A 15831-nucleotide genomic window follows, 5' to 3' on the forward strand; every position below is an offset into this window, starting at 1 on the left:
CCCATTCGAAGGTTAGAAGGAGGCTCATCATGGGAGACACAAAGAAAACGTATTATATTACGACACCTATTTATTATCCAAGTGCTAAGTTGCACATTGGTCATACATATTGTACATCTGTAGCAGATACGATTGCTCGTTTTAAGCGATTGGCTGGTTATGATGTACGTTTCTTGACCGGTTCTGATGAACATGGCCAAAAAATTCAACGCGCTGCAGAAGCACAAGGCATTACGCCTCTTGAATATACTACAAATATTGTAAATGGTTTTAAAGCATTGTGGGAAAAAATGCATATTTCCAATGACGATTTTATTCGGACTACCGATGAACGTCATGAAACGGTTGTTCAAGCGTTATTTACAAAAGCTTATGAGAAGGGCGATATTTACAAAGCCGAATATGAAGGCTGGTATTGTACACCAGACGAAACTTTTTGGACAGAGCAGAAGCTAGGACCTAATCATACTTGTCCGGATTGCGGTCGCCCTGTAGAGCGTGTTAAAGAGGAAAGTTATTTCTTCAAACTCGGTAAATATACGGATCAATGGCTTAAGTTTATTGAAGAGAATCCTGACTTTATTCAGCCTGAATCTCGACGTAATGAGATGATTCAATTTGTAAAGCAAGGTCTAGAAGACTTGGCGGTGTCTCGTACATCCTTTGATTGGGGAATCAAGGTTCCATTTGATCCTAAACATGTAGTATATGTTTGGTTCGATGCATTAGTGAACTATATTAGTGCACTCTCTCCATTTGATGGTGATGGTGAACTATATAAAAAATACTGGCCTGCAGATCTCCATTTAGTAGGTAAGGAAATCGTACGTTTCCATACTATTATTTGGCCTATGATGCTCATGAGCCTTGAGTTGCCATTACCAAAAAAGGTATTTGGACACGGTTGGATGATTGTAGATGGTACAAAGATGAGTAAATCCTTGGGGAACGTAATCGATCCAATCCCATTGATTGATACATATGGTGCAGATTCTTTGCGTTATTACTTATTAAGCGAGATTACGTTAGGTAATGACGGCAACTTTACGTTACCTAACTTCGTTACAAAAATTAATGCAGATTTATCTAATGATTTAGGTAACTTATTAAACCGTACTATTGCGATGATTGAAAAATACCATGGTGGTGTGATTACAAAATGCGATGATATGGATGATTTAGATCGTGATGTATCTATATTAGCCGTTCAAACTGCAAAAGATTTTGAAGCGGCGATGGAAAATATGGAGCTTAATAAAGCTATCAAAACTGTATGGTCCTTTATTGGTCGCATGAATAAATACATTGATGAAACAATGCCTTGGGTATTGGCTAAATCTGAAGATGCTCATGATAAAGTGCGCTTGCAATCTGCTATGTATCACTTGGCAGAGGCATTGCGTATCATTGCCATCTTGGTAAGCCCTGTAATTCCTGTAGGAGCTCCAAAAATCTGGGAACAATTAGGGCTTACAGGTTTTGAAGTGGCTACGTTGGAAGATGCTAAAACTTGGGGATTATTGGCAACAGGTACTAAAGTTGTAAAAGGTGAGCCTATCTATCCACGTTTTGAAGTTCCTGAAATGGTAGATGTAGTTGTTACAGAAGAAGTTGAAGAAGCTGTAGATACATCTAATATTCCACCATTAAAAGAAAATATTACCTATGATGACTTTGAGAAACTCGATCTTCGTGTAGCTAAAGTTATAAGCTGTGAAAAAGTGCCTAAGTCCAAGAAGTTGTTGAAATTTGTATTGGATATCGGTATTGAAGAACGCACAGTATTAAGTGGTATTTCCCAATATTATGAACCGGAGGCTATGGTTGGTAAAAAGGTAATTTATTTGTCTAACTTGGCTCCTAAAAAGATGATGGGCATCGAGTCTTATGGTATGATTTTGTCCGCCTCTGATTGGGAAGAACATTTAGAGGTAACAAATATCGAATCATTACCGGCAGGAAGTGTGGTTAAATAATGAAACTTTTTGATACACATGCTCATGTGAATGATGGGCGCTTTGATAATGATCGTAATGAGATGTTACAAGCCTGCTTTGATACAGGTGTAGAATATATTATGATTCCTGGTGTTGACAGAGGTACCGTTGAGTCTGGTTTAGCTTTGGCTAAACAGTACGATCAATTATATGCTGCTGTAGGGACTCATCCCCATGAATCAAAGGACTTTACAGAAGAAGACTACGAGTTTTATAAGGAACAAGCTCTTAACAATGATAAGGTACGTGCTATTGGTGAAATTGGACTAGATTATTACTATGATTTTTCTGACCGTGAAACACAAAAACGCGTATTTATTCGTCAGTTAGAGCTTGCTCGTGAAGTAGATCTCCCGATTATTATCCATGACCGCGATGCACATGGTGATATTATGAATATCTTGCGCAATGAAGGGAAGGATAACTGGGGCATTTTCCATTGCTATTCTGGTAGCTGGGAGATGGCAAAAGAAGCCATTAAAATGGGCTTTTATATTTCCTTTGCAGGTCCTGTAGTATTTCCTAAGTCTACAAATCTTAAGGACGTGGCAAGACAAGTGCCATTAGAACGAATCCTCATTGAAACCGATTCACCGTATTTGACACCACCACCATTTAGAGGCCGTCGAAATGATCCAAGTAAAACTCAGTTTGTGGCAGAAGAAATTGCAAGCCTTAAAGGGCTCGATGTAGATGAGTTTTGTGAAATTGCTTTTAATAATGGTAAACGAGTATTTGGCATCGAGTAAATGTAGAAACTAGTTCATAAGATTATTAGCGAATAAAATATTTGTTGGATTCTAATCACTAAGATTTTCTATGCTAAAGTATTAGAATACACGATAAAAGTAAATTAGAATTATAAATTATAAATTATAAAACGCGGTTCTCCCTTATCGGTGAGAATCGCGTTTTTCTATGGTATACTAAAGTATATTCAGACTGAACAGAAGTAAGATGAGGATAGCAACATGAAACGTATTGCATTTATAGATTTAGGATCGAACTCAGTTCGTTTTGTCATATATGAAATTTCTAAGACTGGTAGTTATCGACTGATATATCAAGAAAAAGAAAGTGTGCGTCTCAGTGAGAATATGTGGGGAACTCACGAATTGACCGAAGAAGCCATGGAACGTTCCTTGCGTGCTCTAAAAGGTTTTGTACACATGGCTGATGCAATGGAGGCAAATACGATTAAAGCTGTTGCTACCGCAGCAGTACGTTTGGCTAAAAATGGGGATACTTTTATTAAATCCGTAAAAGAACGAACGGGTTTGGATTTAGAATGTATTGCTGGTGAAGAAGAGGCTCGCCTGGGGTTTCTTGGCGTTATCAATACCATTGGACTTAAGGATTTTATTATTTTTGATTTAGGTGGTGCCAGTACCGAGATAACCCTTGTACGAAATCGTCATATTACAAAATCGGTGAGCTTGCCGATAGGGGCCCTTACCTTAACAGGCACATATCAGAAGGGGGATGAATATACTCCTAAAGAACTTGATAAACTGACGAAAGTTGTAAAGAAAACGATTAAGGAACATACATGGCTTCGCAATGTGAAATTACCGCTTCTTGGTATCGGTGGCACTGCTCGTAATATTGCTAAAATGGATCAACGCAAGTTATCTTATCCTATTACAAAGCTACATAATTATGAAATTCCATATCATAGATTTCATGAAATTTTGGAAGAAGTAAAAGGCAAAACTCTAGAGGAACGCAAAAAGATTAGTGGTTTATCATCGGAGCGCGCTGATATTATTATTGCCGGCCTTACTATCGTAGAAGAATTATTTAACTACGTAAATACTAAAACACTCGTTGTTGGTGGGTGTGGTTTGCGAGAAGGTTTATTTTATGACTATTATGGAGCACACTACTTAGGTGGTAACTCTATTATTGATGATATTTTAGTACATTCTGCAGAGAATGTATTATTAGGTATGACTAAACATGAGTTAGTTCATGCTAAATATATTACAGATTTAGCTATTAAACTGTATGATGAATTAGAACCACTTCATAGAGCTGATAAAAATACAAGACGTTGTTTGATTGCGGCTAGCTTATTACATGATATTGGTAAACGGATTAATTATTATAGTCATGCCCGACACGGCTGCTATATGCTTGTCAATAGTAATTTATATGGGCTTTCCCATGTTGAACAAGCTTTCAGTGCGTTCCTTGTTATGAATTCTCATGGTTTGACGCCAAAAGAGTATAAAAACTTCTTATACGGTAAATTGTTAGATCAAGAACAGCGTTTGTTAGGACAAAAAATATCTATTATTTTAGCCTTGGCTGAAGCTCTTGATGAAAGTCATGAACAATTCATTCGCCATTTATCCGTGAATCTAAAATATACTAGTGTACTATTAGTAGTAACCTATTTGAACGGTCGCGATATAAGTGTCACAAAAGCGGCTGTAGAGAAATTAGGAAAATCTTTTAAAAAAGAATTCAAGAAAACATTAGAAATAGAGTGGAAGGAAGCTCGTAAGGAGGCATAATGACATTACCAAAAGCATTACGATATGCAGTGCTACATGTAGGCTCCAGTAGCATGAGTATTACTATTTTAGAATACAAGGGCATCGATGATGTACGCGTTATAGATTATGCAGCTAGGGAGGTAACCTTTGGGGAAGAATTATTCCAAACCTCTCGTTTGAGTTTTGAAACAATTGAGGAAATTTGTCATATCCTAAAGGGATATAAACAATTAATGGCCGATTACGGTGTGAGTCGCTCTAGATTATATGGTACTACTGTAATACGTGAAGCCGCTAATCGTCGTAGTATTCTCGACCAAATTTATATTCAAACAGGTATGCGTGTTGAGGTTATCGACATGCCTAAAGAGGTGTATTACAAATATGCCCTGCTATATTACAAGATGACTAATCAGTACCGCTTGACGGATCCTACAAAGGCAACATTATTTCTTGATATCACTTCTGGTGGTGTAGGTTTAACCGTTTGGCGTGGTGAAAGCTTATTATTCCAGCGCAATATGCATAGCGGATCTTTGCGTGTTATGGAATCTTTTAATCGCAACCAACGTTCCTCTACATCGTTTCCAATGGCTATTACCGAGTATTTACATCGCATGATAGGCCCATTGCGGGAAGAGCTTAAAACTTTCAATATTAATAGTGTCATTTTATCAGGCGATGAAGCTCAATATATGGCGCGCCTCATGGGAGATGGCAGTAATAAGGATGATATTATTACCATTGAACCAGAACGTTTTAAGGGGTTCATCAAATCCTTTGATGGTGTAACGGCCACTAAGTTGATCAATCGATATAGACTACCTGAATATAAGGCCAATATTTTGATGCCTACTATGATTTTGTTTAATGAAATTATAACGGCTATAGAGCCTAAATCGTTGATTTTTAGTAGCTTCTCCTTCTCGCAAGGAATAAGCTGGTTTTATGGAGTTGAGGCGGAAAATAATCCTTTTATGTATCAATTGCGTGAGCAAAATGCTCAGCTAGCTCGTGCTGTTGCCGCTAGATATCATACTGACAGCATTCATGATGCTGAGGTGGAACGTTTCAGCTCTTTATTCTGTAAAACATTACGCCATAAAGGTTTACCGGAGCGGTGGGGTTATTTATGCCGCATTGCAGCTATATTATGTTCTGTAGGGAAGTTTGTTAATTTACGAAACCATGGAGAGCATGCGTATCATATTGTGATGGGCACGGATATTTTCGGGCTTTCAGAAGAAGAAAAACAAGTAGTTGCAAATGTCGTATTTTATCACTATAAGGGAACTCCATCTGATGATGATACATATTTTAATTCCTTGACAGAATTACAAAAGATTCAAGTTACAAAGTTAGTAGCTATCATTCGTGTGGCCTGTGCTCTCGATGCAGGGAGTAACCAAAAAATCTCAGATGTTATATTGGAAGAGCGCGATAATGTATTGTATGTATTCTGTCGCACTAATGAGGATATTTCTTTAGAATGGTGGACGTTTAATCGAGATGCTGAATATTTTACAGAAGTATTTGGTATGGAACTTATGCTTGTAAGAGGAGGTGACCGCCATGTTCAGTAATGCTAAATATTATTTTAATCGTGAATTATCTTGGCTAAAATTTAATCAGCGTGTACTATTAGAGTCCATAGATCCAAATACTCCGCTGTTGGAGCGGTTGCGTTTTATTGCTATTGCTAGTTCTAATTTAGATGAGTTTTTTATGATTCGAGTGGCTGGCTTACGCCATCAAGTTGTGAATGGCATTGTTAAATATGATGCGGCTCATATGGATGCAAAAGCACAATTAAAGGCGATTGATGAATCTGTACAACGTCTTGTTTCCATGCAAAGCACGTATTTAAATAATGTATTGACTGAACTAGAGGCTCATGGCTTTTTCTTTACCCATCCTGATACACTAGATGTAAAAACAAAAGCCTGGCTACGCCATTATTTTGAGGAACATATATACCCCGTAGTAACACCATTGGCTGTTGACTCGGGGCACCCATTTCCATTTTTAACAAATCATACCATTAATGCAATTGTACGTATCTTTCAAATACAAGAGGATGGGACTAAGGATTACAAGATTGCTATCTTGCCAATACCATCTGTATTAGATCGAATCATTGAAGTTCCAAGCCGTGGCAATAAGGAACATCGATTTGTTTATCTAGAAGATGTCATTACTTATTATGCAAATCAATTTTTCCAAGGTTATGGTATTGAAGATTATATGGTTTTCCGTATTACACGTGATGCAGACCTTGAAATAGATGAGGAAGAAGCAACAGATTTGCTATCTGAAGTAGAGGCATCCTTGCGGCGTCGCCGTCGTGGTGATGCGGTACGTCTTGAAGTTTGTGGAGAGATAAAGGATCACTTATTAGACTTTGTTCTTACAAGTGTAGAATTAGAGCAAAAGGACGTATATCGCATTGATGGACATTTGGATTGCCGTATGTACTTTGATTTCTGTAACTATCCTGGTTATGATAAGCTCCGATATGAACCGTTTGATCCTAAGATTCCTAGTGAATTAGTTGATCATGAAGGTGATAGCTTATTTTCTATTATTGGGAAGCAAGATCTTTTTGTTCATCATCCCTTTGAATCTTTTGCAGTGGTTGAGCAATTTATTGCACAAGCAGCTATAGATCCTGATGTATTGGCTATTAAACAAACATTATATCGCGTTAGTGGGGATTCTCCGATTATTGCGTCCTTAATAAAAGCGGCAGATAATGGGAAACAAGTAACCGTCCTTATGGAGGTTAAGGCGCGGTTTGATGAAGAAAACAATATTCATATGGCTCGTCGACTCGAAAAAGCGGGATGTCATGTTATTTATGGTTTAAAAGGTCTTAAGACACACTCTAAAATTACTATGGTGGTACGCCAGGAAACCGATGGTATTAGGCGGTATGTCCATCTAGCAACGGGAAACTATAATGGTAAAACAGCTCGCATGTATACTGATTGTGGTATATTTACTTGTAATGATGAGTATGGTGATGATGCGTCACGTTTCTTTAACTTGATTTCTGGATATTCTGACCCACCGATTTGGAATAAGTTTATTGTAGCGCCTTTAAATTTACGTGAAAAAATTATGGAACTTATTGACCGTGAAATCGAGTTTGCTAAGAATGGGGAAGAAGCCTATATCATTGGTAAGATGAATTCTCTGCTCGATAAAAAGGTCATTGCTAAGTTGTATGAAGCTTCTTCTGCTGGAGTTCGTATCGATCTTATCGTGCGTGGTATTTGTACGCTTCGTCCTGGCATTGCCGGTGTTAGTGATAATATCACAGTACGCTCTATTGTGGGGCGTTTTCTTGAACATCATCGTTTGTTCTACTTCCGTAATGGAGGGAATGAAAGTCTGTACCTATCTAGTGCAGATTGGATGCCTCGAAATTTGAATGAACGTGTAGAGCTTATGATTCCTATTGAAGATAAACGCCATAAAGAACGGGTAAAAAGTATTTTAGATTTATATTTAGATGATACATTAAAAGCTCATTTTATGAGAGCAGATGGTTCGTATCATAAAATCAATGATCGAGAGAATCCTATATCTGCTCAAGAGGAACTAATGAAAGCTGCTATTGAGCATGAACACAGAGAGTCAATGACGGTCATTGAACGGTTACAACCAATGTTAAAAATGAATAGATGATGAAGAAATCTTAATATATTAGGTAATGAATTTTAATACAATTACATAACATATAAAAAGCCCATTATATGGGCTTTTTTACTTTCTTATACATTTAAAAATGAGGACAAAGTGAAGTTTTGAGTGTTCTAGAAAATGTTGGTAACAATTGAAAAACACATAAAAATACAAATTTAGTAATAAAAAATCTGTATATACTATATGTGGTATTAGTGTTGTATATATGTACACAATTCGGAATATATTGTATAGTATTTAAAAATATCGATATGTACGCATACAGTGGACTTTCATTAAAAAATACAAAATACAAACTGTTATAAATTCAGTATTTATAAAGGATTTTGCCTTATTGTTAACTTACGGCGTTTGACAGGTTGTATCTATCTGTAGTAGAATAATACCATTACAGGAGGGATTACAACATGAGAATTCATAAGACACACAAGCGATATATTTCGTCTGTTGTTGCCGGATTGATTGTAACAGCTGTAACCATGACCGGTTTTTCTTATAATGATAAAACCGTTACCGTTATGGTAGATGGTGCAGCACACACTGTTAGAACGCATTTAAATTCTAACGAAGGCATTGTACGCGATGCCGGGGTTAAGTTAAATCCAAACGATAAAGTTATTTCTAGTTCATCTACAGTTCAAAATGGAACAACCTTAACGGTTGTTCGTGCTATTCCAGTTTATGTAACTGTAAATGGTAAAACAAGAGCTGTATTCACTACAGAAACAACTGCTCAAGGTGTTGCTAATGAGCTTGGTTTCAAAGCACCTAACTATGTAGTAGTGGGCGATGAAAATGGATCTGTTTTAAGTGGTACACGTATAACAATTGCTCAAGTAACAAGCCGCTCTCTATCTACAGTAGATCAAGAGGTTGCTGTTGAAGTGGTTCGTCAAAAAGATGATACTATGGCTAAGGGCGAAGAAGAGGTTGTTCAAGTTGGTCAACCTGGCTTAGAACGAGTACAACGTGAAACACTATATAGTAATGGTACAGTTATTAAAACTAATGATGTATCTAAAGTAACACAACGTGCAATGGTACCTACAATTATTAAAGAGGGCACTCGTGAGGTGACTACATCTCGTAATGTAGCAGGACGTGCATCTCGCGCTATCGTAATGGAAGCATCTGCTTATCTTGCTGGCGATGGTGATGGTGCTGGTATTACCGCTACGGGTCTACCTGCAGTACGTGGCATTGCCGCAGTAGACCCAGATGTTATTCCATTGGGTACACGTTTATTTATTCCTGGTTACGGTGAAGCTATTGCTGCCGATACAGGTGGTGCTATAGTAGGTAATAAAATCGACCTTGTAATGGACTCTTATGGGGAGGCTATGGACTTTGGTCGCCAAGACGTTACAGTGTACGTTTTGGACTAATATGATGATTTAGAGGGTATATCTATAAGATATATCCTCTTTTTATTGGACCTACTTAGCTCAGTAATATTCAATTATAATAGATATAGTAGAAGGACGCCTTATGATTAAGGCGTCCTTTTTTAGTCTTCAATATATGGAATTAGATATTCGTACTTTGTACCTTTTAATTCATCTTTAGGGATAAATCGTAAAGATGATCCATTGATACAGTAGCGAAGAGAGCCATTAGGACCATCTTCAAATACATGACCTAAATGAGCATTACCGATGCGGCTACGAACTTCTATGCGATTCATACCATGTGAGTTATCTTGGTAATACTTGATAACATCTTTAGCTATTGGTTTAGTAAAGCTAGGCCAGCCACAATGAGAATCGAATTTATGGGCTGATACAAAAAGGGGTTCTCCAGTTGTAATATCTACGTAGAGACCTGCTTTGAACTCATCTGTTAGTTCATGGCTGAAAGGTGCATCTGTAGCAGAGTTTTGAGTTACTTCAAACTCTTGTGGCGTTAATGCCTCTAAATCTTCCTGGGAAGGTTTAGCATATGTATTATCATCGATGAGTGGTTCATCAGATAACCCCAATGGAATGTGACAATAGCCATTAGGATTTTTGTCTAAGTAATCTTGATGGTATTCCTCAGCAGAGTAGTAATTCTCTAAAGGCAATACTTCAATAGCAAATGGTTTACCTTCAAAGGCTTGAGCACGTGCTAAGGTACTTTCAATAACGGCTTTATCGGTTGGATCAGTATAATAAATACCCGTACGATATTGAATGCCTACGTCACCACCTTGTTTATTGACACTAAAGGGATCAATAGCACGTAGAAAATATTGAATTAAGTGATCTAAAGATAGTATATCAGCATCGTAAATGACCTTGAGAGCTTCTACGTGCCCGCTATTGTGGCATACATCTTCATAACTTGGATTTTCTGTAGGACCATTGGCATAACCTACTTCGGTAGAAAGGACACCGGAGATCTTTTTGATATACCCTTGAAGGCCCCAGAAGCAACCACCGCCTAAATATATAGTATGTTCATTCATTTAATCACCCCAAACTTCATGAGCTATTTCTTTGACTAATGCGAGTTTAGCCCATTGTTCTTCTTCGGTCAATTGATTGCCGATTTCACAAGAAGCAAAGCCACATTGAGGAGATAAACAAAGTCTTTCAAGTGGAATATATTTTGTAGCTTCTTTGATACGTTCTTTGATGATTTCTTTATCTTCTAACTCTGGGCGTTTAGATGTGATAAGACCTAATACAACTTTTTTATTAGGAGAAACTTCACGCAATGGCTCAAAACCTCCAGAGCGATCATCATCAAATTCTAGGTAATAAGCGTCTACATTTTCCTTGGCAAATAGGATAGGGGCAATAGGTTCGTACCCACCACTAGCGGCCCATGTAGAGTTATAGTTACCACGACATACATGTGTAGTAAATGCTAAGTCGTGAGGGCGACCTTCAAGAGCTAAGTTATTCAAACGTAAATATTTAGCGGTTTCACCTTCAATGGTTACACTTTTATCCTTTTGACGACCTGTCCAGTAAGCATGGTCACAACACATACCCCAAGTACAATCATCAAATTGAATATTGCGGCAACCTGCATCGTAAAGGTCTTTAATTACTTGGCGATAGGCGGCAGCAATATCTTGAATCAATTCTTCTAAATCTGGATAGAAGGAGCGCGTTGTAATGCCATTGTCTTCACGGAATAACTCTGCCAAAAACTGAGAGGGAGCAGGAATCGTTTGACGCGCCGTAGTATTTTCGTCTTCAAATTGTTTTACAAATTTGAAATGTTCAACGAATGGGTGGTTTGTTCCCGTAATTTTGCCAGTAAGGGCGAGGGAACCTGGCGCTGTTTCTTGACCGACGAATTTGTAACCGTGTTCCAGTTCAATTTCTTTTACGCCGTTAAAGCCCCACATGAAGTCTAGATGCCAATAGGCACGACGGAATTCGCCATCTGTAATCACTGGTAGGCCAGCTGCTTTCTGTTTTTGAATGAGGTCTGTAATAAGACGATCTTCAACGGCTGTTAATTCTTCTCGAGTAATATTTCCCTTATTAAAAGCTTCGCGTGCTTCTTTTAATTCTGCTGGGCGTAGGAAGGAACCTACGATATCAAAGTGGAATGGTGCTGTATGTTTGGACATAATAATCCTCCTTATATAAACGATTAAACCGATAATTTTGATAGGTTAATTATAGCTAAGTATGATTATATATAAAAATATCAATATATTTGAGTTGTATATAGTTTAAAGTTATGTCTATGAGTGATTTTATGCTTTAAGTTATACCCAAGAAGGCACTCTCTAAAATAGAGAGTGCCTTCTTTATGGATTATCTGATACATCTAAAATGAACAATAGTGTTGTATCGCTCTATAAATAATATGATATATAATTATTTTTTGTCTTTCGGTAATTGAATATGTCTACCGTAATTACTAACGTATTGTTCTAGGGCATGGATATATTCCTGACCCAAACGGCTGCGTTGCATTTTATTATTAGTAATATAGCCGATGTGCATTAAACCTTCTTCGGCAAGTGGTACGGAAATGATATTTTCACCATTTACTTCTTTATCAATTACACCACTAGATACAGTATATCCATCAAGGCCAAGTAATAGGCTAAATAAAGATGCTCTATCGCGAACACGGATATGTTTTGGGCGCACTACGGTACTGAAGATTTCTTCAGAGAAGTAGAAGGAGTTGTGATCGCCTTGCTCAAAGGAAATATATGGATATTCCTCTAATTCGTCCATAGAGACTACCTCTTTATGGGCTAGTGGATGCGTTTTACCAATAAAGATATGAGGATGGGCCGTAAATAATTCAGTAAAGGTTAATTCGTTAGTGTGAATTAATTTTTCTAATACAGGACGGTTGAAATCATTATAATAGAGCAAACCAATTTCACTCTTCATATGAGCTACGTCATCGATGATTTCATAGGTTTGTGTTTCTCGTAAAGATACATCATATTGGTCGATTTCAGCGCCTTTTAAAAGCTCTACAAAGGCATTGACTGCAAAGGAGTAATGTTGAGTAGACACAGAAAATTGTTTCTTACCGCCGCTTTGGCTCTTATATTGCTCCTCTAAAAGGGCTGCTTGTTCTAACACTTGGCGCGCATAGCCGAGGAAGCGTTCCCCTTCTTTAGATACGGTAATTCCTTTATTAGTACGATCGAAAATGGTAATGCCCATTTCTTTCTCTAGTTCTTTAATAGCCTTGGTGAGGCTCGGTTGAGACACAAATAATCTCTTTGCTGCCTCACTAATGCTGCCTATATTGGCAATTGTAGTGACATACTTTAATTGTTGTAAGGTCATGATTGGCCTCCTTTTATATATTACACTATTAATACTACTCGATTATAAGTATTTAAGCAATGTTATATATATGCTACAATGTATTAATAGAATAAAAGGGGGATATATGTTAAAACAAGTCATTGTGGTAGAAGGAAAATCTGATATACAACGTATCGCTCAAGCTGTAGACGCTGATTGCATTGCTACAGAAGGATTTACCCTCAGAAGAGGTGTTATCGATATGATTCGCGTTGCCTATGAGAAACGTGGCATTATTATATTAACTGATCCTGATACAGCAGGGGAGCGAATCCGACGCGTTTTAACTAAAAAATTCCCTAATGCACAACATGCTTTTGTGCCTCGTGACGAAGCGTTTGCAAATGATGATATTGGCATAGAACAAGCATCTCCAGAGTCAATCAGAAAGGCTCTATCTACATTACACGTAGAATCTCTAGAATCATCTAACGAATTTACTATGGTGGACTTAGTGCGTCACGGATTGTCTGGTATGCCTGATAGTGCAGCTCGTCGAGCGGTTATTGGTGCTAAATTAGGTATTGGATACGGTAATGGAAAGCAATTTTTATACCGTTTAAATCATTATGGTATAACCCGAGATGCTTATGAAGAGGCAGTAAATTGTTAAAATAGGAGTTAAGATGTTAGAATCAGTAATTGCAAGCCCAGAGGTTGTGCATTATATATGTAAGCGCTTTGATATTAAAATGAGCAAAAAGCTAGGACAAAACTTCCTTATTAAGCGAGGTATAGTCGATGAAATTGTACATGCTGCGGAATTAACCGTGGGAGAACCTGTTCTAGAGGTCGGCCCTGGTATTGGTACCTTGACACAAGGTTTAGCTCAAAGTGGGGCAGATGTAACGGCTATCGAGCTAGATCGTCGCTTATTGGAGGTACTAGATACGACATTGGCATCTTATGACAATGTACGTATCATTCATGGTGATGTGTTAAAGCTTGATGTGCCAACGATTATGAATCATAAACCATTTAAAGTGGTTGCTAATTTGCCATACTATATTACAACACCTATTATTATGTCTTTGTTGGAAAGTAAATTACCTATTGAACGTCTAGTTGTGATGGTGCAAAAAGAGGTGGCCTTACGGATGATAGCAAAGCCCGGTACAAAGGACTATGGCGCATTATCTGTTGCTGTTCAGTATTATACGGAACCAGATATTGTTCTTGATGTACCGCCTAAATCTTTTTTGCCAGCTCCAGCGGTGACAAGTTCTGTTATCCGTTGCGTATTGCGTGATAAACCACCTGTAGATGTGATTGATGAGAAACTATTCTTTCGCGTTGTGAAAGCAGGTTTTGCGCAACGCCGTAAAACATTCTCTAATACGATGAAAACAACGGGCTTAACAAGGGATAGAATTGAAGAGTTATTAGCAAAAGCAAATATTGATGGTCAACGAAGAGGTGAGACCTTTACCCTTCAAGAATTTGCCGATGTAGCCAACGCGTGGGCGACTTTAATCAAATAGTATAATACATAAAGAGCTTATTGTACTGATAAAATATCATTTCAATAAGCTCTTTTTCATGAAAAAAGGACCCAAATGGGTCCTTTTTAGTTAGTAAAGAATGCCAGCCATGGTTGTAATGAGGAAAGCATTTGCAAAGTCGATTAAGAAGGCACCTACTAAGGAAACTACGAGCCAGGCACGAGGGGATGGACCGTGTTTACTTGCTAAGGATAACATGTTAACTAATGCGTTTGGTGTAGCACCTAAACCGAAACCGATAGCTCCGGAACCAAGCATAACTGCATCGTAGTTGCGACCAAAGAGGAAGTAAATAAGGTATGCAAATACACAGATAAGTCCCATTTGTACAACTAAGATTGTAATAAGTGGTAAAGCAAGATCAATTAATTGAACTAACTTTAAGCTGTTGATAGCCATTGTTACGAATAAGGATAATGCTACATTAGATACCGCATCAAGAGCTGCATCGTTGATTTTGTATGCTTTAGTAAAATCACCAAAGTTACGAATTACTGCTGCACAAATCATAGCACCAATATATGCAGGTAGTGGAGTAAGAACAGATAATCCAGCACTTACGATGGTACCGATGCCTAATGCAAGGCCAATCCACATACAAATTGTTAAAAGATCTTGAGAGTTGAACTGTTTGCCACCACTTTCAACGTGATCTTCGATCATATCGATGCCTTCATCCTCCATTAGCTCAGGATTTTCATAAGGTGTTTTAACTTTATGCATTTTAATAATGCGTTCACCTATAGGCGCACCGAGGATTGTACCAGCTACCATGCCAAATGTTGCAGCTGCAACTGCTGCGGAAGCGGTACCAGGGATACCAAGTAATTGTTCGTAATATGGACCGAAGGCACCAGCTGTACCAAGGCCACCAATCATAGATACAGAACCAGCCATGATGCCAATAATTGGCTCAATTCCTAATGCTTTAGCAATCATAATACCTGCAGTATTTTGTACTACAATCCACACTGCACATGCTAAGAAGAAGAAAATAATGAAGATACCACCCTTTTTGAGGACTTTTAAGGATGCCATTAAACCGATAGTGGTAAAGAAAGCAAGCATTAGAAATGTTTGTAAGGAACCTTCAAAGGTAATGTTTAAAATTTTATAATAAGACAAAATAGCAGTTAAAAATGCAAAGGGTAGAGCACCTACCGCTGGTGCAGGCATACACATACGTTGTAAGAACTTGGAATGCTTATTGATCCAAGTACCGATGAATAAGGTAATTACAGCAAGACCTACAGTTTGAATCATGGACAGTTTTAAGGTCCATACATTGTTGACTAGGGCTAAGTCAATAAGTGGCATAAAATCACTCCTTTAAAATAAAAAA

At 37.8% G+C, this 15831-nt stretch carries 12 protein-coding genes; 8 read left to right on the plus strand and 4 right to left on the minus strand.

Annotated features, from left to right (window positions below; translation table 11 throughout):
• Positions 1-29: 29 nt before the first annotated feature.
• The 6 genes from metG to DW000_RS00120 all read left to right on the plus strand — a co-directional run bounded on the left by metG (position 30) and on the right by DW000_RS00120 (position 9591).
• Entirely contained in the window at positions 30-1976 is a 1947-nt protein-coding gene (gene metG, locus DW000_RS00095) for a methionine--tRNA ligase (RefSeq protein WP_120054606.1), read from the plus strand.
• On the plus strand, positions 1976-2746 hold the full coding sequence (locus tag DW000_RS00100) for a TatD family hydrolase (protein ID WP_008713599.1): 771 nt from the start codon (positions 1976-1978) through the stop codon (positions 2744-2746). Before metG ends, DW000_RS00100 begins: the two co-directional genes overlap by 1 nt.
• Positions 2747-2968: 222 nt before the next feature.
• Positions 2969-4516 (plus strand): exopolyphosphatase, encoded by a 1548-nt coding sequence (gene ppx / locus DW000_RS00105; protein ID WP_008713600.1) that lies wholly within the window; start codon positions 2969-2971, stop codon positions 4514-4516.
• Complete coding sequence (locus DW000_RS00110) at positions 4516-6081, plus strand: hypothetical protein (RefSeq protein WP_024060206.1); 1566 nt, start codon at positions 4516-4518, stop codon at positions 6079-6081. Before ppx ends, DW000_RS00110 begins: the two co-directional genes overlap by 1 nt.
• Positions 6071-8188, plus strand: coding sequence for a polyphosphate kinase 1 (gene ppk1, locus DW000_RS00115; RefSeq protein WP_120054607.1), 2118 nt, complete (start codon positions 6071-6073; stop codon positions 8186-8188). The genes DW000_RS00110 and ppk1 overlap by 11 nt, the downstream gene beginning before the upstream one ends.
• Positions 8189-8613: 425 nt before the next feature.
• Positions 8614-9591: a 3D domain-containing protein gene (locus DW000_RS00120; protein WP_004693280.1), complete on the plus strand. Its 978-nt coding sequence runs from the start codon at positions 8614-8616 to the stop codon at positions 9589-9591.
• Positions 9592-9713: 122 nt separating this feature from the next.
• Here the strand turns inward: DW000_RS00120 and msrB are convergent, their stop codons facing one another.
• The 3 genes from msrB to DW000_RS00135 form a co-directional block, all read right to left on the minus strand.
• A complete protein-coding gene (msrB, locus tag DW000_RS00125; protein WP_004697196.1) occupies positions 9714-10652 on the minus strand; it encodes a peptide-methionine (R)-S-oxide reductase MsrB in 939 nt (312 codons plus the stop codon).
• Entirely contained in the window at positions 10653-11774 is a 1122-nt protein-coding gene (locus DW000_RS00130; RefSeq protein ID WP_004693284.1) for a 5-methyltetrahydropteroyltriglutamate--homocysteine S-methyltransferase, read from the minus strand.
• A gap of 253 nt (positions 11775-12027) precedes the next feature.
• Positions 12028-12966, minus strand: a complete 939-nt coding sequence (locus DW000_RS00135) for a LysR family transcriptional regulator (RefSeq protein ID WP_120054608.1) — start codon at positions 12964-12966, stop codon at positions 12028-12030.
• A gap of 106 nt (positions 12967-13072) precedes the next feature.
• On the opposite strand from DW000_RS00135, the gene rnmV reads away from it, so the two are divergent.
• Both rnmV and rsmA read left to right on the plus strand, forming a co-directional pair.
• Positions 13073-13600: a ribonuclease M5 gene (gene rnmV, locus DW000_RS00140; RefSeq protein ID WP_004697202.1), complete on the plus strand. Its 528-nt coding sequence runs from the start codon at positions 13073-13075 to the stop codon at positions 13598-13600.
• Between the two features lie 13 nt (positions 13601-13613).
• Complete coding sequence (gene rsmA, locus DW000_RS00145) at positions 13614-14468, plus strand: 16S rRNA (adenine(1518)-N(6)/adenine(1519)-N(6))-dimethyltransferase RsmA (protein ID WP_120054609.1); 855 nt, start codon at positions 13614-13616, stop codon at positions 14466-14468.
• A gap of 90 nt (positions 14469-14558) precedes the next feature.
• Here rsmA and DW000_RS00150 read toward each other — a convergent pair whose 3' ends face one another.
• Positions 14559-15806: a sodium/glutamate symporter gene (locus DW000_RS00150; RefSeq protein ID WP_120054610.1), complete on the minus strand. Its 1248-nt coding sequence runs from the start codon at positions 15804-15806 to the stop codon at positions 14559-14561.
• Positions 15807-15831 lie beyond the last annotated feature (25 nt).

Origin of the sequence: Veillonella sp. AF36-20BH, assembly GCF_003602765.1 — a bacterium.
GTDB classification, from domain to species: Bacteria; Bacillota; Negativicutes; order Veillonellales; family Veillonellaceae; genus Veillonella; species Veillonella hominis.